This window comes from Paenibacillus solani (assembly GCF_050475945.1).
GTDB classification, from domain to species: domain Bacteria; phylum Bacillota; class Bacilli; order Paenibacillales; family Paenibacillaceae; genus Paenibacillus_AQ; species Paenibacillus_AQ solani_A.
The window spans coordinates 123765-146983 of sequence record NZ_JBCMXJ010000020.1; the positions used below are offsets into that span (position 1 = coordinate 123765).

General features: G+C 49.1%; 25 protein-coding genes and 1 riboswitch. Of the genes, 3 read left to right on the plus strand and 22 right to left on the minus strand.

The genetic code is table 11. From position 1 onward, the window contains the following. Positions 1-17 precede the first annotated feature (17 nt). On the plus strand, positions 18-929 hold the full coding sequence (murQ, locus tag ABEQ74_RS25585) for an N-acetylmuramic acid 6-phosphate etherase (protein ID WP_430125055.1): 912 nt from the start codon (positions 18-20) through the stop codon (positions 927-929). 117 nt (positions 930-1046) lie between these two features. Here murQ and ABEQ74_RS25590 read toward each other — a convergent pair whose 3' ends face one another. From ABEQ74_RS25590 to ABEQ74_RS25630, 9 genes are all read right to left on the minus strand, one after another. Beyond that, positions 1047-1901, minus strand: a complete 855-nt coding sequence (locus tag ABEQ74_RS25590; protein WP_430125056.1) for an SDR family oxidoreductase — start codon at positions 1899-1901, stop codon at positions 1047-1049. Positions 1902-2034: 133 nt separating this feature from the next. Further along, positions 2035-3000: an MraY family glycosyltransferase gene (locus ABEQ74_RS25595; protein ID WP_430125057.1), complete on the minus strand. Its 966-nt coding sequence runs from the start codon at positions 2998-3000 to the stop codon at positions 2035-2037. Between the two features lie 513 nt (positions 3001-3513). Continuing rightward, positions 3514-4815: a pyrimidine-nucleoside phosphorylase gene (locus ABEQ74_RS25600; RefSeq protein WP_430125058.1), complete on the minus strand. Its 1302-nt coding sequence runs from the start codon at positions 4813-4815 to the stop codon at positions 3514-3516. Between the two features lie 65 nt (positions 4816-4880). Then, positions 4881-5588 (minus strand): purine-nucleoside phosphorylase, encoded by a 708-nt coding sequence (gene deoD, locus ABEQ74_RS25605; protein ID WP_054404333.1) that lies wholly within the window; start codon positions 5586-5588, stop codon positions 4881-4883. A gap of 25 nt (positions 5589-5613) precedes the next feature. Beyond that, positions 5614-6792 carry a phosphopentomutase gene (gene deoB, locus ABEQ74_RS25610; protein ID WP_430125059.1) on the minus strand — a complete coding sequence of 393 codons (1179 nt, stop codon included), beginning with the start codon at positions 6790-6792 and terminating at the stop codon, positions 5614-5616. 75 nt (positions 6793-6867) lie between these two features. After that, entirely contained in the window at positions 6868-8046 is a 1179-nt protein-coding gene (locus tag ABEQ74_RS25615; RefSeq protein WP_430125060.1) for a NupC/NupG family nucleoside CNT transporter, read from the minus strand. Positions 8047-8131: 85 nt separating this feature from the next. Further along, positions 8132-8797 carry a deoxyribose-phosphate aldolase gene (deoC, locus tag ABEQ74_RS25620; protein ID WP_053491389.1) on the minus strand — a complete coding sequence of 222 codons (666 nt, stop codon included), beginning with the start codon at positions 8795-8797 and terminating at the stop codon, positions 8132-8134. 396 nt (positions 8798-9193) lie between these two features. Continuing rightward, the gene (locus ABEQ74_RS25625) at positions 9194-10129 is read right to left on the minus strand and encodes a sugar-binding transcriptional regulator (protein ID WP_430125061.1); all 936 of its coding nucleotides are present in this window, start codon (positions 10127-10129) and stop codon (positions 9194-9196) included. Positions 10130-10309: 180 nt separating this feature from the next. After that, positions 10310-11026 (minus strand): ThuA domain-containing protein, encoded by a 717-nt coding sequence (locus ABEQ74_RS25630; protein ID WP_430125062.1) that lies wholly within the window; start codon positions 11024-11026, stop codon positions 10310-10312. Between the two features lie 480 nt (positions 11027-11506). Between ABEQ74_RS25630 and ABEQ74_RS25635 the strand changes: the two genes are divergently transcribed. Together ABEQ74_RS25635 and ABEQ74_RS25640 are read left to right on the plus strand one after the other, a co-directional pair. Then, entirely contained in the window at positions 11507-12097 is a 591-nt protein-coding gene (locus ABEQ74_RS25635) for a TetR/AcrR family transcriptional regulator (RefSeq protein WP_430125063.1), read from the plus strand. A 65-nt stretch (positions 12098-12162) separates the two neighbouring features. Continuing rightward, on the plus strand, positions 12163-12828 hold the full coding sequence (locus ABEQ74_RS25640; RefSeq protein ID WP_430125064.1) for a DJ-1/PfpI family protein: 666 nt from the start codon (positions 12163-12165) through the stop codon (positions 12826-12828). A gap of 70 nt (positions 12829-12898) precedes the next feature. On the opposite strand, the gene rnhA is transcribed toward ABEQ74_RS25640, so the two are convergent. From rnhA to ABEQ74_RS25705, 13 genes are all read right to left on the minus strand, one after another. Beyond that, positions 12899-13561: a ribonuclease H gene (gene rnhA / locus ABEQ74_RS25645; protein WP_430125065.1), complete on the minus strand. Its 663-nt coding sequence runs from the start codon at positions 13559-13561 to the stop codon at positions 12899-12901. 27 nt (positions 13562-13588) lie between these two features. Further along, complete coding sequence (locus ABEQ74_RS25650) at positions 13589-13813, minus strand: hypothetical protein (RefSeq protein ID WP_430125066.1); 225 nt, start codon at positions 13811-13813, stop codon at positions 13589-13591. 110 nt (positions 13814-13923) lie between these two features. Then, positions 13924-14589, minus strand: a complete 666-nt coding sequence (locus ABEQ74_RS25655; RefSeq protein WP_430125067.1) for a hypothetical protein — start codon at positions 14587-14589, stop codon at positions 13924-13926. A gap of 181 nt (positions 14590-14770) precedes the next feature. Next, on the minus strand, positions 14771-15301 hold the full coding sequence (locus ABEQ74_RS25660; protein ID WP_430125068.1) for a DUF2179 domain-containing protein: 531 nt from the start codon (positions 15299-15301) through the stop codon (positions 14771-14773). After that, complete coding sequence (thpD, locus tag ABEQ74_RS25665; protein WP_430125069.1) at positions 15298-16206, minus strand: ectoine hydroxylase; 909 nt, start codon at positions 16204-16206, stop codon at positions 15298-15300. The genes ABEQ74_RS25660 and thpD overlap by 4 nt, the downstream gene beginning before the upstream one ends. A 14-nt stretch (positions 16207-16220) precedes the next feature. Next, positions 16221-16613 carry an ectoine synthase gene (locus ABEQ74_RS25670; RefSeq protein WP_430125070.1) on the minus strand — a complete coding sequence of 131 codons (393 nt, stop codon included), beginning with the start codon at positions 16611-16613 and terminating at the stop codon, positions 16221-16223. Next, positions 16610-17902 carry a diaminobutyrate--2-oxoglutarate transaminase gene (ectB, locus tag ABEQ74_RS25675; RefSeq protein WP_430125071.1) on the minus strand — a complete coding sequence of 431 codons (1293 nt, stop codon included), beginning with the start codon at positions 17900-17902 and terminating at the stop codon, positions 16610-16612. Before ectB ends, ABEQ74_RS25670 begins: the two co-directional genes overlap by 4 nt. 16 nt (positions 17903-17918) lie before the next feature. Beyond that, positions 17919-18431, minus strand: coding sequence for a diaminobutyrate acetyltransferase (gene ectA, locus ABEQ74_RS25680; protein ID WP_430125072.1), 513 nt, complete (start codon positions 18429-18431; stop codon positions 17919-17921). A 26-nt stretch (positions 18432-18457) separates the two neighbouring features. After that, positions 18458-19279 (minus strand): ectoine/hydroxyectoine ABC transporter ATP-binding protein EhuA, encoded by an 822-nt coding sequence (gene ehuA / locus ABEQ74_RS25685; protein ID WP_430125136.1) that lies wholly within the window; start codon positions 19277-19279, stop codon positions 18458-18460. Between the two features lie 46 nt (positions 19280-19325). Further along, entirely contained in the window at positions 19326-19988 is a 663-nt protein-coding gene (gene ehuD / locus ABEQ74_RS25690) for an ectoine/hydroxyectoine ABC transporter permease subunit EhuD (protein ID WP_430125073.1), read from the minus strand. Positions 19989-19990: 2 nt separating this feature from the next. After that, positions 19991-20644, minus strand: coding sequence for an ectoine/hydroxyectoine ABC transporter permease subunit EhuC (gene ehuC / locus ABEQ74_RS25695; RefSeq protein ID WP_430125074.1), 654 nt, complete (start codon positions 20642-20644; stop codon positions 19991-19993). Between the two features lies 1 nt (position 20645). Next, on the minus strand, positions 20646-21500 hold the full coding sequence (gene ehuB / locus ABEQ74_RS25700; RefSeq protein WP_430125075.1) for an ectoine/hydroxyectoine ABC transporter substrate-binding protein EhuB: 855 nt from the start codon (positions 21498-21500) through the stop codon (positions 20646-20648). Positions 21501-21855: 355 nt separating this feature from the next. Then, a riboswitch (cyclic di-AMP (ydaO/yuaA leader) is annotated at positions 21856-22003 on the minus strand. A 392-nt stretch (positions 22004-22395) separates the two neighbouring features. Then, a complete protein-coding gene (locus tag ABEQ74_RS25705) occupies positions 22396-23139 on the minus strand; it encodes an SDR family NAD(P)-dependent oxidoreductase (RefSeq protein ID WP_430125076.1) in 744 nt (247 codons plus the stop codon). Positions 23140-23219: the final 80 nt, after the last annotated feature.

Below are 23219 nucleotides of genomic sequence, written 5' to 3' on the forward strand. Positions count from 1 at the left end.
AAAAGGAGACCTGTCTCATGTCGAATATTCTTAGTCAATTGACAACCGAACAGCCTCACCAGCATACCCAGAACATTGATCAGTTGAACTCAGAGCAAATTATGCACCTCATTAATCGTGAGGATAGTCAAATTACCGATGTGATCCACGAGCTAATCCCTCTCATAGCCAAAGCTGCAGATCACGTCGTAGAAGCTTTTCAAAAGGGCGGCAGATTGTTCTACATAGGTGCAGGAACCAGCGGTCGAATCGGTATTCTGGATGCATCCGAATGTCCGCCTACCTACGGTACGGATCCCTCTATGGTACAAGGATTGATCGCTGGCGGCTTCAGGGCTGTAAAGGAGGCCATCGAGGGTGCGGAGGACAGCGAAGAGTTAGGTGAGCAAGATATTAACGAGAATAATATCAACGAAAACGATGTCGTGATGGGCATCGCTGCAAGCGGCCGCACGCCTTATGTCTTAGGGGCCATGAGACGCGCCAAGGAACGCGGGGCTGTCGTCGTAGGACTCTGCAATAACTACGAATCGCCGATGCATCATCATGCCGATTTTGTAATTGAAGCTGTAGTGGGTCCTGAAGTCATCATGGGCTCCACACGCATGAAGGCCGGCACTTCGCAAAAGCTGATTCTTAATATGCTGACAACGACCGCCATGATTCGAATCGGCAAGGTATACAAAAACCTGATGGTCGATCTCAACCCGTCCAATAACAAGCTGGTATATCGAGCCAAACGCATCATAACTCTGGCCACGGGAGCATCGGAGGAGGCTGTGGAGAAGGCTTACCATGAAGCAGATGCCCATGTGAAAACGGCGATCGTGATGCTGCTGGCAAATGTCAGTGCGGCTGAAGCCAGTCAGCTGCTGGATGGCACCAACGGATTTGTGCGCAGCGCGATCGATATGAATGCGGGTAATTGAATGAACGATACCGCTGCTGGCAGCGGCTATCCAACATGAAACGGGATATCCCCAAACCAGAACATCTGGCTTTGGAGGATATCCCGTTTATTTGTTGGCATCCTGCAACTTGCTCATCTACCTACTCCACCCAACCTGCTGCTCACTCCATTCCCACAGGCGAGCTGCAAGCTTCGGATCTTTTGCTCTTTCGGTGATCTTGGCCGGTCTGCATTTGATATAATATTCACCCGTCACATGCTCCACTTCAGGACTAGACGCCAAGTATATCGCTGTCCGCGCTCCTTCGAGCGGAGTCAAGAAGAACGGACGGAGGAGTTTATGGACCGCTTTGCCAAATCCCGTATCCCGATTCACACCAATACTAGTGCTGACAGCTCCAGGATGAAGGGCATTGGCCGTTACCCGTGTCGGCTGCAGTCGGCGAGCCAGCTCTTTTGTGAACAGGATATTAGCCAGTTTAGACTGCGCGTAACCCTTAGCCACATTGAAGCCTTTGCTAAGATTTGGATCATCAAAATGTATTTTCCCCACCTTATGTGCTCCGGAAGAAACATTCACCACTCTCCCCTGCCGGGCATGCTGAATATGCTCAAGAAGTTCATTCGTCAGCAAAAAATGTCCCAAATGATTGACGCCAAGCATGGCTTCATAGCCATCATTCGTCAATTCCCGCTTTAGGGCAACCACGCCTGCATTGTTAACTAGTACATCGAGCCTGTCATACTTGGCTTTAAAGTTGGAAGCAAAGGCTCTAATGCTATCAAAATCCCCCAGATCCAGCGTCATCAGTTCGATCCTCGAACTGTTACTCTCTTGCTGCGCTTCCCGAAACGCAGCTGCTCCTCTGGATTGACTTCGACAAGCCATGATCACATGTGCGCCCATCTTGGCCAGCTCAATCGTTGTAGCAAGTCCCATTCCAGAATTAGCACCCGTAACAATGGCAATTTTCCCTGTCATGTCGCTCATCCTTAAAACCTCCCGTTCGTCAAGTTACTTCCTATACGAATATGGAATAAAAAAGTCCCGCCACCAACATTGATTTGGAGACGAGACTTACATAACATGCGAGAATGAATCACTATGCAGGGTTGAAGCGTTCTTAAGCGCCGCTGCCATTCATCGCAAGGATGATTGCAGCAAGACCGAAGCACAGATTGAGCAAGCACAGAAATACAAGCGTCTGCTTCTGATTGAGCCCAGTTGCGAGCAGACGATAGTGTGCCTGGGATGCATCAGCCTGATAGATCGGCTTGGACTGACGCATTCGGCGAATGACCACGATGATATTATCGAAGATCGGCACGCCAAGCGCGAAGATGGGAACGAATAAGGACGCCAGGGTTGCACCCTTAAATGCGCCATCCAAGGCAATGATCCCGAGTATGAACCCGAGGAAGGTGGCCCCGGCATCTCCCATAAACACCCTTGCTGGCGGCTTGTTATATCGCAAGTATCCCAGCGCGGCACCCACCAGAATGACGGCAAGCAGCGCAGATTCTCCTCGGCCCATGGTAATGGCTACGACAAACAACGTGCCTCCGGAGATAGCCGAGAGTCCCCCAGCCAAACCATCAATACCGTCCGAGAAATTAATGACGGTCGTTACACCGAAAATCCACAGAATCGTCAAGATGAGCTGAAGCCATTCCGGCAAGTTAATATACTGACCTGTAAACGGATTGTTGAATCCTTCAAACGCGATGCCGTAGCTGTATACAACGACAGCTGCGCTAACCTGTACAATCAGCTTCGGCAGCGAAGCCAGCTCCTTGCCTTGGGACTTATACCAATCGTCTACAAGACCAATGCCAAGGATCAAGGCACTACCAATAAAGATGCCTATCGCTTCTCTAGAAATGACGCCGGTGAGCGCAAAATAAGTGATGAAAAAGCCGATGAATATGGCGACCCCCGCTGTCAGCGGTATCGGTTCGCGGTGTATTTTCCGTTCGCTGTCCGGTCTTGGCTTGTCCACAAAGTCAATCTTGACTGCAAGCTTGCGAAAAGGCGGAATCAATACCAACACCAGAACCATCGATATGACAAACGCTGCTAAATAGAGCATGGTTTCCTCCCAATGAATGAAGAATAATGGAGAACATTGCAATCTAAGTATATGACTTAAACTGAACTCTATCAACCTATCAAAAGAAAAAGACTGCTGCATCAGTAGAATTTCTACTAGAAGCAGCAGCCTTTCCCGGACCCACAGATCAAGACTCCTTCTTCACCGCGAGCCCGATGATCATAACGATAAGTGCCAGCAAAGCAATCAACTGATCGATGGTCATGGCAAAAGCCTCCTTCAGACAGGATCACTCTTGCCCGGAAATCTCATCGACCTCTCCCATTGTCTTGCCTTACGTTTCCCATTTCCATCTTATGAGGCTCCCCTCCGTTTTATGAGAGAATGCCAAAAAAAACTGCCCCCGTACAGAAAGGACGGAAGGCAGTTTGTTCGGCCTCCTGTAATAAATGAGGCACTCAATATAGGGTTAAGCTATTCTTACAGTGCAGGAGCTATGAGCACTCCCTCTTAAGGCATATCATTGATGCCTCGCCTGTTACCGCGGCTCTCTTACTCCGTCACGATATCATAGATCAATACTGGCGCATCCGCATGATCGGCGATCCGGATGCTCTCATACAACTTCTGCTTCACGTCATCCACATTTTCGCGGTTGGCATGAATGGTGACAAGGGAATCCCCTTTTTTCACCGAATCGCCAACCTTTTTGTTCAGCATAAGACCTACTGCCAGATCGATCTCAGATTCCTTCGTGGCACGGCCGGCTCCGAGCAGCATCGCCGCAGTCCCGATCTCATCTGCCACCAGCTCAGCCACTACGCCGTCCTGCTGGGCAGGAAGCTCGATAAGGTACTGTGCTTTCGGCAGCCGATCAGGATGATCCACCACAGACGGATCGCCGCCCTGGTTCTGGATAAATTCCTTGAATTTCTCCAGTGCCTTGCCGTTCTTGATAACCTCTCTCAGCTTCGCTTCAGCATCCTCAAGCGAGTCCGCCTTCTTGGCCAGATAGACCATCTGTCTGCCGAGAGCGAGGCACAGCTCTTCAAGGTCCTTCGGTCCCTCACCACGAAGCGCTAGGATCGCTTCTTGTACCTCCAGCGAGTTGCCGATTGCCACCCCAAGCGGCTGGCTCATATCCGAGATGACTGCCATTGTCTTGCGGCCAACGTTGTTGCCGATGCTTACCATTGCGTGTGCCAATTCCTTGGCATCCTCCACTGTTTTCATGAAGGCCCCCGCTCCGGTCTTGACGTCCAGCACGATCGCATCCGAGCCTGCAGCAATCTTCTTACTCATGATGGAGCTGGCAATCAGCGGAATGGAGTTGACAGTCGCCGTCACATCCCGGAGCGCATACAGTTTCTTGTCTGCCGGGGTGAGATTCCCAGTTTGGCCGATGACTGCGATTTTATGTTGATTTACAAGGTTCACAAATTCGTCTTTGCTGATCTCCACATGGAATCCTGCAATGGATTCCAGCTTGTCAATCGTCCCTCCGGTATGGCCGAGACCGCGTCCGGACATCTTGGCTACAGGAATATCGAGCGCCGCTACAAGCGGAGCCAGGACAAGCGTCGTCGTATCACCTACGCCCCCGGTGGAATGCTTATCAACCTTGATTCCCTCAATTGCGGACAGATCAATCGTTTCTCCGGAATTCACCATTGCCATCGTCAAGTCCGCCCGTTCGCGATCGGTCATGTCCTGGAAGTAAATCGCCATATTCATGGCGCTCACCTGATAGTCGGGAATGTCTCCCTTGGTATATCCTTCGATAAAGAAATTGATCTCTTCTGTTGTCAGTTCTTTGCCGTCGCGTTTCTTCGCAATTAAATCAACCATTCTCATCGTATATTCTCCTCACTGATTGCGATGATTGTATTCCTTCCGCTTGCTTCGTTGGAACAGTTTCCTTACAACGAAATCGCCGTATCCAATGCAACTTCCATCATCTCGTTAAACGTTGTTTGACGCTCCTCGGAAGAAGTCTCTTCCCCTGTAATCAAGTGATCGCTCACGGTTAGGATCGTCAGGGCATTTACACCGAAGCGTGCGGCAATCGTATAGAGAGCTGTCGACTCCATCTCTACACCGAGCACGCCATGCTGCATCAGCTTCTCTACAACCGATTTGTCCTCGCGGTAGAATACATCTGACGTAAACACATTGCCGACATGCATCTTCAAGCCTTTCGCCTTGCCGCGCTCATACGCGCCAAGCAGCAGTGGGAAGCTGGCAATCGGTGAAAAATCATAACCATTGAAGTGATGACGGTTCATGGCAGAATCCGTGCAAGCTGCCTGTGCGAGAATAACATCGCGCACATGGACATCCTTCTGCATCGCCCCGCAGGTTCCTACCCGAAACAGATTCTTAACCCCATAATCCGAAATAAGCTCATTAACGTAGATTCCAATAGAGGGTATACCCATACCCGAGCCTTGGACGGAGACGCGCTTTCCCTTATACGTTCCCGTAAAGCCAAGCATCCCCCGCACTTCGTTATAGCAGGTTACGTCTTCAAGATACGTCTCTGCAATAAATTTGGCCCGCAGCGGATCTCCAGGCAGCAGTATCGACTCCGCAATATCTCCGGGTTTCGCTCCGATATGTGTGCTCATATTCCCATTCCTCCCCGTTCTCGAATTATTTCAAATCATTCAAAAAGCTTGTTCCGTGCTCCGGCAGCTTGACGCCGAAGTTTTCTGCAACTGTGGCGCCAATGTCCGCAAACGTCTTGCGAAGCGGCAGCTCCTTGCCCTCGGCAAAACGCGGAGAGTATATAAGCAGCGGCACATATTCACGCGTATGGTCCGTGCCTTTATAAGTTGGATCATTCCCGTGGTCAGCCGTGATGATCAGCAGATCATCATTCGTCATTCTTTCGAATACTTCCGGCAGGCGTTGATCGTAATCCTCCAGCGCTTGACCATACCCTTTCGGATCTCGACGATGTCCGTATACCGCATCGAAATCGACGAGGTTCAGGAAGCTCAAACCTTTGAAGGATTCATCCATGGTCTGTACCATCTTATCCATACCGTCCATATTCGAGACAGTTCTGACTGCCTTCGTAACACCTTCGCCATCATAGATATCAGAGATTTTACCAAGAGCGATAACATCAAGACCTGCATCTTTCATCTCGTTCATCGTGGTGCGACCGAAAGGCTTCAAGGCGTAGTCATGCCGATTCGCTGTGCGCTTGAAGCTTCCCACCTCGCCAATGAACGGACGTGCGATGATCCGGCCGAGCATATAAGGATCTTCCAGCGTGATTTCGCGGCAGAATTCGCAAATCTCATATAACTCCTTCAGTGGAACGACATCCTCATGCGCAGCGATTTGGAGCACGGAGTCCGCCGAGGTATACACGATCAAGGCCCCTGTTTTTACGTGTTCTTCGCCAAGTTCATCGATAATCTCCGTTCCGCTCGCCGGCTTATTACCGATGACCTTGCGTCCTGTCTTCTCTTCAATGCGCTGGATCAGCTCGTCCGGGAACCCTTCAGGGAACACACGGAATGGCGTATCGATATACAACCCCATAATTTCCCAGTGTCCAGTCATGGTGTCTTTGCCATTCGAAGCTTCCTGCATCTTCGTATAGTAAGCCCGAGGTTTATCGGCGACTGAGACACCCTCGATCTCCCGTATGTTCGACAGCCCTAGCGCTGCCATATTCGGCATGTTAAGCCCACCGCATTCGCGGGCGATATGCCCCAGCGTGTCGGATCCGATATCGTCAAAGTCAGCTGCATCCGGTGCTTCGCCGATACCTACAGAGTCCAATACGATCAAGTGAATTCGATTAAAATGTTCCATATCCAAGTTCCCCCTCATATGATGTGTTCTTCAAATGCACAAGGTTTCGCTTGCTATGATTGCTCCAAGACCAGTCTACAGGAACAGACCTGTAATCGTGGCCGACAGCACGCTCACCAGTGTTGCGCCGTAGAGCAGCTTGAGACCAAAGCGCGCAACCACATTTCCTTGCTTTTCGTTCAAGCCTTTGACGGCTCCGGCAATAATACCGATGGAGGAGAAGTTGGCAAAGGATACCAGGAATACGGACACGATACCGATCGTGCGCGGAGACATATTGGTGAAATCAGCCAGACTAAGCATCGCCACGAACTCATTCGATACCAGCTTCGTAGCCATGATGCTGCCCGCATCCACGGCCTCGGTCCAAGGCACCCCCATAACAAATGCAAGCGGAGCAAAAATATAACCCAGCAGCTCTTGGAAGGTAATCCCGAAAATCATATCAAACAGGCCGTTGATCATCGCGATCAACGCAACGAAACCGAGGAGCATCGCAGCAACCGTAATCGCCACCTTAAAGCCGTCCATGATGTATTCGCCGAGCATTTCGAAGAAGGATTGCTTCTCCCCCTCCTGCACATCCAAAATATCCTCATCCTTCTCTACCTTATAAGGATTGACGATGGAAGCAATGATAAAACCGCCAAACAGGTTCAGTACAAGTGCGGTCACCACGTACCGCGGCTCGATCATCTTCATATAAGCGCCAACGATCGACATCGATACGGTGGACATGGCGGAAGCGCATAGGGTATACATGCGGTGTTTTGGAATTAAAGCGATCTGCTTTTTGACCGAGATAAACACCTCGGATTGTCCCAGAATCGCGGAAGCCACCGCATTGTATGACTCCAGCTTGCCCATGCCGTTGATTTTGCTCAAGATGAGCCCGATATATCTTACGATAAACGGCAGCACCTTAATATATTGAAGTATACCAATCAAAGTGGAAATAAACACAATCGGCAGCAGGACGTTCAGGAAGAACGGGCCCGCTCCTTCGTTGGCAATGCCCCCAAATACAAACTCGATACCAGCCCCTGCATACTCTAACAGCGCTTCAAATGTGCTCGCAATCCCTTTTACAAGATACTCCCCGATGCTTGTGTTGAGCAAGATAAATCCGAGGATCAGCTGCAGCACAACCATGATCGCCAGCGGACGATAGCGAATATGGCGCTTATCATTACTGATAAGAAAAGCCAGACCGAACACGACCAGCAAACCTAGTATGGCAATTATATATTTCATCGTCGTTGTTCCCCCATAGGTGTATTTTTGGATATTCCATAGCTATATGGATACCGAATTTGCGTGTACGATGATATTCAGTTTATTAATAGGATGAGCTGGATTGTCCGCCCTCCATAATTTTCACGCCAGAGCTCGCCCCAATACGCGTAGCGCCAGCTTCTATCATACGATCCATGTCTTCCTTGCTGCGTACACCGCCGGAAGCTTTCACACCTACGCTCTCACCTACCGTTTGACGCATCAAGGCTACGTCTTCCGGTGTGGCTCCACCCGTAGAGAACCCGGTTGATGTTTTCACAAAATCAGCACCGGCTTGTACGGACAGCTTGGATGCGCGTACCTTTTCTTCCTCCGTCAGCAGGCTAGTCTCTATGATCACCTTCACCAAGGCTTTGCCTTTGGCTGCGTCCACTACCGCCTGTATATCTTTTAGCACTAACTCATCGTTACGATCTTTCAGAGCTCCGATGTTGATGACCATATCGACCTCTGTTGCCCCGTTAGCGATGGCATCCTTTGCTTCAAAAGCTTTTACCGCAGACGTCGTAGCTCCCAGCGGAAAGCCGATCACGGTGCAAACTTTAACATTCGTGCCTGCGAGCTGCTCAGCACAGTAGGATACCCAAGTCGGGTTCACGCATACCGAAGCAAATTCGTACTTTTTGGCCTCATCCGTAATTTTCTTAATTTCCGCTTGAGTTGCATCCGCCTTTAACAGCGTGTGGTCAATCATTCCTGCTATATTCATCTGGTTAAACACTCCTTCTATTGGTTTTAAACGATCTTGTAAAAGCGCTGTCATTTGTGACTCAACCTTGTTAACGGGATCATCATATCACAGCGATGAACACATGTAAAATCCATTCTGAAAATATGTTCATGCCGATTTATGGCAATGATATATGTATCATTGTTGACTAAAAAGACAAATCATCATTCAGGAATTATCTAACAATTCGCGCCGTTTATTATGCTCTATACCCGATGAGGATAAACATAAACAAGATACGTTGCCTGTGGATGACTGACACCCCTTTAATATCATGCACAAAAAGACCTCATCCAGGTGGTCCGAGGCTTGCCATAGCCTCTAATCTCCCTGAACGAAGTCTTAAGATTTAAACTTATAAAGTTGCGACATTGATTATGATAGCAATGCTTGTGCTGTAAACTGGTCGGTCACTAGAATATTCGCATATTTACCGATGAGCGCAGCCCGAATTGCATCCGTCTTCCGCTGTCCCCCTGCTACGAGAATGGACTTCTCCTTATGACGCAGATCATTCAGATCAATTCCCACAGTCCGGTTGTTAATCTCCTCGCTGCATATTCTGCCCTCCGCATCAAAAAAACGGGAACAGATATCACCTGCGCCAATCTGAGCAAGCAGTTTCTGTTCTTCCTTGCTCAAATAGCCGAGTCGGAACAGCAGGGCATCTTCATGAACGGTGCCCACCGTGAACATGGCAATATTCGCCTGTTTCCCTAATTGGATGATCCGCTGGATATGCCTGTCCCTCTCCACCATCTCCTTCAGAACCATCGTGTCAAATATAACCGGTAGCGGCAAGTATCTCGCCATTGTATGGTACGCCTCGGCAAACAGATTCACGATCTCTGCTGCATACGTATTCACATGCGAATGGCTGACGCCCCCCTTCAGTTGCACGACTTCAACGCCCCGAACCGGCTTCTGCTGCAGCTGAAGCGCTACCGCATGCATGGTCGTTCCCCAGGTCACGCCGATAATATCGGAATCCTGAACCGTTTCATGTAAATAATCGGCTGCCCTTTTGCTGATATGCTTCTGAATTTCGCGGTATTCATTAGTGGGAGAGTAGCTCACCAGCACTTGCTCCAACTTGTACTCCTTCTTAACCCTTTCGCCCAAAGCGTCCAGATCTTCCAGCGGATCCACAATGCTGATCTGCACATACCCTTGCTCCTTGGCGTGCTGAAGAAGCCTGGAGACCGTCGGCCTGGAAACGCCGAGCTTTGAGGCAATATCTTGCTGGCTGTAATCCGACATATAATATAATCTTGCCGCCTCAATACTGAGGCGTTGTTTATCCATATCCATGATCCAACCCACTTTTATTGTTGTCGTATTTGAATTGGATACATTATACATCGTTCCCTTAGAGATTACGATAGCGCGCGAACGGCAACCAGCATATACCTGTACTCGGTATCTCAAGATGCTGTTTCTTTCATTGGGAAGTTTAGCTCGGTATGGTTGAGCCTCAAAATTACTTCCCTGTTAAAGGGGAGATACCCGGCCATAGGAAGTCTTCGAGCCTTTAATTGGAGCAACCCAAACTACGGCATTAGTAATCACCTGCTGAATTTCAGGTTGATAGTAGGTAGGATACGCCTCATGGCCAGGTCTGAAATAGAACAGCTTCCCTCGTCCACGCTTGTAACAGCAGCCGCTGCGGAACACCTCACCGCCTTCAAACCAGGATACAAATACCAATTCATCCGGTGCCGGGATTTCAAAGCGTTCCCCATACATTTCTTCCTGCGGAATCTCGATATACTCTCCAAGACCACTTACGATAGGATGGCTGGGATCTATAACCCATAACCGTTCCTTCTCGCCATCATCGCGCCATTTCAACAAGCTCGTATTCGTGCCGAGAAGACGCTGAAAAATCTTGGATGCGTGGCCCGAATGAAGCACGATAATCCCCATACCGTCCAATACGCGCTGACGCAATTTTTCCACGATATCATCCTGCACTTCACTATGAGCCACATGCCCCCACCAGATTAGAACTTCCGTTGCAGCGAGCACTTCATCCGTTAATCCGTGTTCGGGTTCATCCAGCACGGCTGTGCGCACCTCAAACCGCGCGTCTTTCTCGAGAAAATCGGCAATCGCACGGTGAATGCCTTCTGGATATACGCTTGCTATCTGTTCATCTTGCCTCTCATGCCGGTATTCATTCCATACCGTTACATGGATTGTAATCATTGATGCGGCCTCCTTCATGAATAACTCAGATTCTTCCGTCCAAGGACGAATATGGACTCTATCAGAATATATGCCGGAGCTGCCAATCCCAGATCATCAAATCAAGAGAACGATTTACTGAGGATAACTTGGAGTCCCACCTCGGAGAACTAGCAGTTATCCTTGTACTTTTCCACATTTGTTCACAATCACGGGATAACTACCTTCATAGCGGAGACTGTTTTTCAATTTAGGCCAGTCCTTATGGGGATTATGTTCATAACTCTGTGTATAAGGAAGTTCCGTTTAAAGGTTATACACAATCCACATGGATACCAGCCTGGTATGCAAAGATATTATTCACATATGGAATTTAGATTTTTTTGCACAATTTCCAATGTGCTAAACACATATATGAAGATGTTGATTGACTTAACCAGCTTTCTGAAACATACTAAAGAGACCGATTGGTTTCTTTTTTGGGGAAAGGTTGTTGTTGCTATGGCAAAAGGATTGGAAACCCGTCACAATATTATCCGAAAAGCTGCCGTAATTTTTAATAAAAAAGGTTTTCACGGCTCCTCCATGACAGATATCATGCAATCCACAGGTCTTGAGAAAGGCGGAATTTACCGTCATTTCAGAAGCAAAGATGAGCTCGCATTGGAAGCTTTCGACTATTCAGTAGATGTGCTGCGTCAGACCTACAGAGCGGCTGCACTTCAAGCTCAAACCGCTGAAGGCAAACTTCTGGCTGTTCTTTCTGTATATGCTGGCCAGGGCCAAGCCCCGCCTCTTGAAGGAGGATGCCCGCTGCTCAACACAGCGGTCGATTCGGATGACACCCATCCTCTGCTGAAGCAGAAAGCGCGTGATGCGATGGAGGAATGGCTCTATTTTTTGAGCCGTATTGTAACCGAGGGGATTCATGCTGGCGAATTCCGTAAAGATCTGCAAATCGAACAAGTATGCGTGTTCCTGACTTCTGTGTTTGAAGGTAATATTATGATGCTTCAGCTCTTTAATAACCATCAATATACCGAACATTATCTCGAACAATTGAAGGCTTATATTCATAATTGCATGAAGTAAGTCTTTCTTTTCACCCTAAAAAAAGACCGATCGGTCCCAAAATTATTTGAACGGAGCTGTTATCTATGAGAACACCTGTCCAAATCGGTATCGTTCTGTTTGACCACATGGATGTCTTGGATTTTGCCGGGCCTTATGAAATTTTCTCGTTAAGTGTCTTTGCACCCGAGGATGTCCCGCGATTGCTGATGAAAGATCTCCATCCCCATGAGAAGCCTTTTCAGGTCACCACGATTTCTAATACACTTGATGTCGTTACGGCTCATAACGGTTTAAAACTTGTGCCTCATCTAAAGTTCGAGGATGATCATCCGCTCTTTGACCTCATAATCATACCCGGCGGACCGTTAAAGGCCATTCGCCAGGCCATGAAGAACCGAGAACTGCTTCAGTGGATCACAAACCATGCAGCCGCGGGCCGTAAGATAGCTTCGGTATGCACAGGTGCACTTATACTTGCCGAAGCCGGACTATTATCAGGCCGAAAAGCCACCACCAACGCTTTTGCACTCAGTTATTTGGAAGAGCGCTATCCCGATGTGGAAGTCATACATAATGTGCGGTTCATGGATGAAGGAAATATCCTCACTTCCGCCGGAGTGTCTGCCGGCATGGACATGTCCCTCTACTTGGTCAGCCAGTGGCTGGGCCTTGATGGCGCACAAAGAACCGCAGATACAATAGAGTACCCGCATTGGAACATAACAACGGCTTCATCCGGACCTGTTTAGCATCCCATCCCATCAAAAAAGCCAAGACTCAGGGTATACAATCCCTAGCCTTGGCCTTATGTTCTCTATTTTATTTGCGCCCGTAGTCGGCCTTAATCTCTCCCCAGCTCTTCGTCTGCCATTTCAGCACCTTGTTCTCGTATGTATGAGTTCGAAGCCAGTGCTCGGCCCGGTCTACGAGATCCCAGATCTCTTTGGTTGACTCATCCCGCGGAAGCGTGGATACCACCTTCTTCTGTTTCAGCCATTTGAGCGCATTCATGGAATCGCTGTACACCGTTTTGGTGCTGCCGATTTTATTCAAGTAAGCTAGCGCGTGCACAATCGCCAAAAACTCACCGAGATTGTTGGTCCCCTTCTGGATCGGTCCGCACGAGAACAGAATATCTCCGGTCTGTGTATCGACCCCTTTGTATTCCACTGGTCCCGGGTTTCCACGTGTTCCTACATCCACGGAGATACTGTCATAATCAATCTCCCCGGGCTCTTCAGTAGCAGATGCGCTGCTGCGCTTGAAGCTCTTGGAGCCCGCCGTGCTTGAACCGCTTCCGGACTGCTGTCCCCAGTAATTTTTATACCCTGCCGCATAGGCCTGCTCCGCCTCACTCCGGGATTCAAACGCCTTGAATTTGGCGCCCGCAAACTGATTCACCTGCTGCTGGCATTCGCCCCAGCTTGTATAAATTCCGGGTACTTTACCTACCCAGACAACATAATATTTTTGCTTTGCCATCATAAACCTCCATCCTGGAATACCTCTCTAGCGTACTATATCACATCCTTTGAAACCAACAAAAAAAGCGCCATCGTCTCCGATCCGCTTTCTGTGTTTGACTTTATTCAATTGTTCCTGTTTCGTCGGCTTCACTCTCACATGCTGTGACAGTGCACCATAATCTTCGTTGGTCTTTCTCATCGAGACGGCAGACCATATGCCGGCACGTTCCGCTTTGCGGAGTGCCTTTTGCGTTTTCGTACGGGCCATGAGGCTCACTCTCCTTCTACTGTATAGAAATCTCTTATATTGTATGGCAAAACGGACGGGAATGGAACCTTAATGGATCTGGCCCATCCCACTCCTCCTGTTAGGGGCTCTTATTCCCACCCTTTAAACTCAAGAACCTTATCGCGATAATTTATTTTCACGCCCTCATGTGTCTGGTATTTCAGTGCATCCTGCTTCGCTTTAGCATCTGTCTGCGTCTCGTCGCTGCCGATCGTGACCTTATCCTGTTCTACGCCGGTAATGGTCCATGTCCCATCTGTCTTCTCCAGGGAATATTTACGGTTCGCACGGGTCAGTGGTTTGCCTTTCAGGTCCGTAGATTCCGCTGCATATACAAATGCTTCCCCACCTTCCTTGCTCAGATAAGGCTCCGAAATGCGAATCGTTGTCTTCTCTTTATCTACGCCCAAAGACTTGACTAGCCCCTGCATATACTCCTTACGCTTCTCGTACTCCTCTGTGGACATCTTTATCATGTCGCTTGCACGATATTCCTTCTCGTTATATCCAAAGATAATCCGGTCGCTCATAGCCTGCATGTACGACTCGCTGACAATCCTGTCCACCTCGGACAAATATCCCGAATAATCCATTTGAAAATGCAGCAGCTTATATTCCGCCGTTTCCAGCTTCTCGACCTTGTTCATGATCTGCTCCCGTTCGTCATCCGGTAAGCCTGAGCCCCCGCAGGCGGACAATCCCGTCAAACTTAGGGCAAACAACAGTATTATCAGAGATTTCATTTTGCGACTCATCGGTAACCCCTCCTCCTTCCTGTAAACTATTAACCCTATGATAGGATACAAAATCCTTGTAGCATAGCGAAATGCATCATCACCAGAAATTTCAGTATCGAGGCCCCGATCGAAATTAGCCGTATTACAAAAAGCCTCCCTCAGGAACCAGTCCTAGGCAGGCATCTTGATGAATATCATTTTATAATTTGCGTCCTTCCGTCAGTCGTACCCAGAAGCCGCCTTTGAAGCTCTTAGGTTCATGGGAGATGATGAACGCCTGCGGCGACATTTTGGCCAATGTCTCCATCAGCCTGCGTTCATTCTTTCGTTTCACAAGAACTTGAAGGACGAGCCGCTTGCCATCCTTGCCATCCGCTTCCCAAGCGGTAACCCCGTAACCCTTCTCCCGCAGATTCATCGCCAGATTCGTTTCAATGGAATTGACGATTACCTGGACCACAATATAGCCGAGGGCTAAATATTCCTCTATCCGGCTGCCGGCATACACACCGAGGCCAAAACCAAGGCAGTAGGCCGCCATATTAAAGGGATTGTCCAGGTTTTGCAGGACGAGATTAAGACCGAGTAAGTAAACGAATACCTCCAGCATGGCCAGAAGGGAGGCTATCCCCCTTCTGCCTTTGATCATCAGAATTAATCGCAGCGAGAATATAGAAACATAGACCACATTGATGCCGATGATCGAGCCGATAAGCGACAGCGAAATCATCGAGAATCACGTGTTGCGATATACTGTGGTCTTGGACTCTGTCCCGAATACGGAGACACAAGCTTATTATCCACGCTGTTATAGACCATAAAGATATTGCTGCGAGGCATCGGCGTAATGTTACTGTTTGAACCGTGCATAATGTTGCAGTCGAATAATACGATTGAGCCTGCTTTGCCAACAGGAGTATCAATACCGCCTTCTTTGACCATGCGCGTCAGATTGTCATGATCTGGCACACCATACTCCTGCTTGCGCAGGGAATCCTTGAAGTGGTTATCCGGTGTCTTGCCGATACAAGCGACAAACTCCTTGTGAGATCCAGGCACAACCATCAGCGGCCCGTTAAATGAATAGTTATCCTCCAATGCGATCGAGCAGCTTAACGCTCTCATGCGGGGCATTCCATCCTCGATATGCCATGTTTCAAAGTCAGAGTGCCAATAGAACTCCTTGCCGATAAAGCCCGGCTTATAATTAATCCGCGATTGATGAATGTATGTCTCGCTGCCCAAAAGATATTCCATAATCGCCAGGAGTCGCGGATGCTGCGACAGCTTTTTAAACACGTCATCGCTCTCGTGAACCGCGAACACCGAGCGCACTTCATCCCCGCCAGGCTCCCGGATCACTTCATCCTGCTTGGATGTTCTGGCCGATACCTGCAAGCTGCGAGCTTCGGCCTGATATTTCGCCAGCTCCTCTCCATCAAAGAAGCCTTCCAAGAATAAATATCCGTTCCGCTCATAGAATCCGGACTGCTCCTGTGTTAGTGGAGCATCTGGTGTCCATTCCGAATGTACGACCGGATCCTGCCGTTGTATGATTTGGGGCTTTCCATGCACTCTTGAAGGATATACGTCCATCTCTTTCTCCTGAAGGGCCGACACATGATTATTACGCATCGAATATCATCTCCTTAGTCTGAAATTGGGGCAAGCAGCGGGTAGGTTCCTTCCTCGTCATGAACTTCCGCACCAGTAAGCGGTGGGTTGAATACGCAGATCATCCGCATCTGCGCACGGGCTCTCAAATAGTGCTTCTCATGTCCATCCAGGGCGTACATCATGCCCGGGGAGATGGGATAGGTTTCACCACCGACAACCTCGATTTCTCCCTCACCCTCAATGCAGTACACGGCTTCCACATGATTTTTATACCAAATCAACGTCTCCGTTCCGGCCTTGATAATGGTGTCATTGAGAGAGAAGCCCATACCGTCTTTGGTAAGCAGAAGCCTTCTCGAATTCCATGTGGTTGTATCAATATCATCCTTCGTATCCACGATGTCTTCCAAATGTTTAACGATCATAACGAACTCTCCTCTGCTGCTAATTGTTTCATACTGTTCTTCAATATCCCCAATCCCTGTGTCAGTGTGTTCATTTCGATGGTCAGCGGTGGCATTAGCTTCGCCACTTCACTATGCGGGCCTGATGTTTCCAGTATCAGTCCCTGTTCAAATGCAATCTCGGACAATCTCCCTGCCAGCTCCGCTTTATCAAAAGCAATTCCCTGAATCATGCCTCTGCCCCGGATGGTGCCGCTGAGCTCAGGATATTCCTTGGCAACACATTCCAATTTTTGGCGGATTTGATTCTCGCGAATGCCGATATCGAGCTGGAAATCTTCCGTTCTCCAATATTCCAGCGCTTCAGCTGCAGCCACAAAACCGAGATTGTTGCCCCGGAAGGTGCCATTATGCTCGCCCGGCTCCCATATATCAATCTCTGGTTTAATCAGCGTAATCGCCATTGGCAAGCCATAGCCGCCTATCGATTTGGAGAGGCATATGATATCCGGTTCGATGCCAGCATCATCAAAGCTGAAGAACGGTCCTGTTCTGCCGCAGCCCATCTGGATATCATCCAGAATCAGCAGGATTTCCTTGTCCTTGCAGATGCGCGCTAGTCTCTGCAGCCACCGTCTGCTGGCAGAGTTTAACCCACCTTCGCCCTGCACCGCTTCAACGATGACTGCTGCCGGAAGTGGAATACCGCTTCCCGGATCATCCAGCAGCTTCTCCATATATGCCATCGTATCCACGTCATCGCCAAAGTAACCGTCATATGGCATAAAGACCGAGTTGCTCAAATCAACGCCGGCTCCCTGCCGTTTGAAGGAGTTCCCCGTAACCGCAAGCGATCCCAGCGACATCCCGTGAAAAGCATTTGTAAAGCACAGGACGGTGGTGCGTCCGGTCACTTTCCTTGCGATTTTCAGTGCAGCTTCAACAGCATTCGTCCCCGTTGGTCCGGGGAACATCACTTTATGATCCCAGCCGCGCGGCTTCAGGATAACCTCCTGAAAGCGAGTCAGGAACGTCTCCTTTGCTTCTGTTGCCATATCCAGACTATGCGTAACGCCATCCTTCATAAGATAATTAACCAACTTATCGCGAATCTTCTCATTGTTATGTCCGTAGTTTAATGCGCCGGCTCCGGCAAAAAAATCAATATATTCATTGCCCTGCGTATCCCAAAGCTTCGCATTCCGGGCCTTTTCAAAGACCGTCTGAAAGCTTCGGCAATAACTTCTCACCTCGGACTCCAGGTTGTTGAAAACAGTAAGCGTCGGTTTCTCCATCACTTGGTTGTTCATAGTTCCCTCCATTTTTTTATATGTCGTTGAAAAATGGGCCAATTACGAATAACGGCTCCTCTTCATGAGAGGTACTACCCGGAAACATCTCGGCTCCATACCCTACAGTTACCGTGCTGGGTATGGATTTCTCTTCAGCAAAACCGAGAAACAATCGTCTGGATGCCATATTGCTTGGCGAAACCGTCGTTTCGATGAAACGGACACCATGGCATGCCTTGTCATTCATCAGCCCTGTCAGCATAGCCTTTGCGATCCCTTGCCTGCGGTGCGAGCTGGCAACAGCCACCTGCCACACGAACAGCGTTTCGGGATTACGCGGAGAACGGAAAGCAGAGATAAAGCCGACAATTTTGTCATCCTGCTCTGCGATCATGCAAGTATCATTGAAATAATCGCCAAGGAGGATATAGCAGTACGCCGAATTCAGGTCCAATGTTCCCGTATCGCGTATCAGCTCCCACACCCGGGCACCATCTTTTGCTTCAGGCTTTCGATAGATTACTTGGGTTTTCGTATTCACAGCCATATCCTTACCAACACCTCTTTACATAGCTAAATTCCATTCGAGCGGAATCGTTGCAGAAAGCTCTGCAGCCGATCGCTCTTTGGATTATCGAATATTTCTTCCGGCGTCCCCTGTTCCACGATCCTTCCTTCAGCTCCGAATATGACCCGATCCGCGATTTCCTTGGCAAAATCCATCTCATGCGTGATCAGCATCATGGCCATCTCGCCTTCCTCCGCAATTTCCCGGATCACCTCCAGCACCTCGCCAACCAGCTCTGGATCCAAAGCAGACGTAACCTCGTCAAACACCATCACCTTCGGACGCATGACCAAAGCTCTGGCGATCGCAACACGCTGCTTCTGTCCTCCGGACAGATTGGACGGATACATCTTGAGCTTGTCGGCCAAACCGACCTTGCCCAGCATCGAAACAGCTCGCTCCTCGGCCTCTTCCTTGGATAATCCAAGCACCTTGCGCGGTGCCTCCGTTACATTGCGAAGTACATTCATGTGCGGGAACAGGTTAAAATGCTGGAAGATCATGCCGACATTGCTGCGCATCCGATGTAAGTGCTTCTCGCTGGCCGGGACCAGCTCACCTTTCTCATAGGTATGCCAGAGGAGCTCTCCATCCACCTCGATGATACCTTCAGTGGGCTCTTCCAGCGTCATCAGCATACGACCAAGCGTCGTTTTGCCTGATCCGCTCGGACCGATCACAGCCACCTTCTCTCCAGGCTGCATTTCCAAATCGATGCCCTTCAGCACCTGCAGGTCGCCAAATGACTTCGTTACGCCCGTATATTTCACAATCGGTTTGGTACCGGTGTCTAAGCAATTGCCTTCCTGCCCCGGTACTTTTGACAGTTCAGCTCGATCATCGATTTCAATGACGTTCACCAAAACTCCCTCCTTATTTTCCACGCTGCAGATTCATCCGTTTTTCCAACCTCTGTACCAGCAGTGATGCTATATAGCTGATGATGAAGAATAGAATGCCAACTAGCGTATACGGCTCAAATGCACGAAACGACTGCGATACGATATTTTTCGCCGTCAGCATCATTTCCACCAGCGTAATTGCGCATAGAATCGGCGTTTCCTTGAACATGACAATCAAATAATTTCCGAGTACCGGTATGATGGGCGGCACCGCTTGCGGCAAAATAATACTTCGCCAGGTCTGGGCTTTCGTATAATTCAGTGCTTTGGCAGCTTCCCACTGCCCCTTCGGTACCCCCTCGATCCCGGAACGGTACACCTCAGACAAGTAGGTGCTGTAATGCAGCCCAAGACCGATCACTCCGGCATAGAAAGCCGGAATGGAAATTCCCGTCAGAAGCGGGAGACTGTAATACAGGAAGAAGACCTGGACCAACAGCGGTGTGTTGCGAATAAATTCAATGACTCCTTTGGTTATAAGCGACAAGGGTTTAAACCGGCTCCTTGCAGCAAAAGCAAGCAGCAACCCGATGATAAGGGCCACTACAAAAGCGCAGAGTGTCACCCATACGGTCATTTTTAATGCACTTAATAATTGCGGCAGGATATCCCACGCATATTTCCAATCCCACATAGCTATAGCCTCCCCGCCGTCAATTTACGCTCCAGCAGGCGAACGGCCAGCGAGACGAGCGTAGCAATGACAAAATACATGAGGAGCAGCAGCACCAGAATCTCCGTTGTCCAGGAGATGTAATTGTTCCTTAGCACCATCGCTTGGTACGTCAAATCCGCCATCGTGATGAAATAAACCAAGGAGGTGGATTTGATGAGTTCTACGAGCTGATTCCCGAAGGGAGGCAGCATTCGCAGCGAGGCTTGAGGCAATATAACATTCCATAACCTCTGCCAAGGCTTCATATTAAGCGCCACAGTCGCTTCCCACTGGCCTTTTGGCACCGCCAGCACTGCGCTGCGCACAATCTCCGATCCATAAGCACCGAAGTTCAATCCGATGGCGAGAATGGCAGCCAGCATTTTCGGCAGTTCGATGCCGATAAAAGGCAGGGCAAAATACAACCAGAATAATTGCACTAACAGGGAAGTCCCCCGAAAGACTTCTACGTACACAGCGGTCAATGTGCGGATGATCCACAGCTTCGACAGCCTGCCTAACCCAGCGACAAATGAAACTACAAGGGCCAGAATGGCTGAAAAGAAAGCTACCACAATGGTGATCTCTGCTCCTTTTAGCAGCGTCGGGAGAAAATCAATCCAAGAATCCGGCATGCTATTCTCCGCAAAGCGCGGCAGCCGTCATCTCACCCGGAAGCTCTGCTTCGGTGAATCCGAATGTCTGCAGAATTTCCAGCAGCTCGCCCGAATCCTTCAATTTTTGCAGCTCTTTATTATAGGCCTCCTGGAACTCAGCATCCGCTTTACGGAATGCCGTAGCTCCATAGCCACGAACACTCTCGCCATCGATCACAGGTTGTTCAAAATCAGCTACACGCTCAATATTCTCATCTTGGGCCGAGTCCAGCATCGCCTGCAAGGAAGGCCCTGTCATGGTAATTGCATGTACCCGATCTGCCTGAAGGGCGCTGATAGCTGAAGCCTGGTCAGGAACCTGGATGATTCGATCCGATGGAATGCCCGACTTCTCCATATAGCCAATCTCAACTGCGCCAGTCATAACGGCTATCTTGGCCTGGTCGTTGTCGGCAATATCCGCATAGCTTCCAAGACCCAGCGGATTCCCTTGCTTCACTGCTATAGCTTCCCCAATGCTATACTCCGGATCGGCAAACAACACGGCGGAGCAGCGCTCAGGATTTATGAACATGCCGGCCGTGATCAGATCAAACCGATCCGCCTGCAGTCCCGCAACCAGGGAACCGAACTCGGTCAGCTCGCCCCTCATCTCCTTGATGCCCAGACGTTCCAGAACAACGCGGGCAATCTCGACCGCCTCACCTGTCAGCTCCCCATTCGCTTCTTTGTAGGCATAAGGCTTCTCATTGGCAAAGCCCACAGTAACATACCCCTGCTTAACGGCCCGATCCAGCGTACTCTCTTTGTCACCACAGGCCGCAAGCGATACCACCATAATCAAGGACAACATCAGGACAACCACTTTCTTCAAAAAAACACACAACCTCTCCATCAAAAATTTGTGCCATACGTAAAGATGGCATGTTGAAATTATCCATGTTAACACATAGGTTAACTTGGATTTATAGACATCAGACATCATGGCACGGGCCAAGCTATCGGATGGATAACCAAACCCCATCCTAATGCGTATTAGAACCCTATGCGTCTGACTGATTCAATTGGTTTGGTGAAACATATAGAATTTACCCCCACCTCCTGAACAGAATACAAAAAGACCACCAAACAGGGGATCTAGACATAGCTCCGCCAGCAGGGGGTCAAAAAATAGAGAAAAGGCCCCTATAGAGAATAAAGGGCCTTTGTTATGAACATCCACTATGTATAAAAGACCCATCCACTGCTGACGAGGTTAGCTGACGGACTCGGGTTAAGATGGTACCCTACACTCTTGATTCAAGTGACTCGCCCCTAATAAAACTGGTTCCCCCGCTTTCCGGTAAAGGTATGCCGGAAACTAAGCGTGTGTCCATGATAAAGGTAAGTTCAGGAAATGTCAAACCCTTAAATCCACTTTTTCTGGAAATTCAGTGGAGAAATTGGCGTTTCTCAATGGGATGTCACTGGCCTGATGGTTGCCTAATTCTCAGCTGTTTCTATGCCTTTTGGAGAGGCCCCTCCATCCTCATTTTTCGCTATACAGCAGGCATTTCGCAAGTCTTCCGTTACTTGTTCATGCCATATATTATTCACGCCGTGAAACGAAACCGGGTAACAGACTCCCCGATTAAATGTAACCTGCCAAAAAAATTTCCAATAACCAGCAATTCGCTTGTCCATTTCATATAATGTGGTCCGGGATCACTCTCTCGTTACCAACTTCAACAAACAAAGCCCTAATCCTTAGGATCGGGGCTTTGTTTCATTTATACAGCTGTATATCCGCCATCCACCAGCAAGGTCGTACCTGTAATGAAGGATGCATCATCACTGGCGAGGAATAATACGGCCTTGGCTACTTCTTCCGGCTGACCCAATCGGCCCATCGGATGAAGACTCACCAGATGCTCCGTGATCGCTTCCGTTCTTCCCTGGATAAGCGGAGTATCAATATATCCCGGGCATACCGCATTGATCCGAATCCCCTTGGATGCATAATCTGCGCCGATCGACTGGGTTAACAGTTTAACGCCTCCCTTGGCGGATGCATAGGCGGTAACTCCAGCTTTTCCGACATGGCTATGGATCGAGCCGCAGTTTACGATTGCCCCTCCGGTTCCTTGGGACAGCATTTGCTGGATTACATATTTATCGCACAGGAACACCCCTGTAAGATTAATATCAATCGTTCTTTGCCAGTTATCCATCGTCAACTGATCGGCGGGGGCATCATGCGCAATGCCTGCGTTAGCGAATAACACATCAATACGGCCAAAATGCTCAACAGTCTGCTTCACCATATTCACAACTTCTTGCTCTTGGGTTACATCCGTCTTAACGAACAGCGTTTCAAAGCCTGCGCCCTTTAATTCATCGGAAACTGCCTGTCCCCGTTCTGAATAATCGGCAATCACAACCTTGGCTCCCTCTTCAGCAAAAAGTCTCACCGCTGCTTCGCCGATCCCGCTGGCGCCTCCCGTCACAATGACAACCTTGGATTCAAACTTCATTTGTTTAACCACTCCTCTATTGTGAATTCATCATATCGGCTCCACTTGTATGTAGAGTTTGCAGTTTCCAGGCATGATAT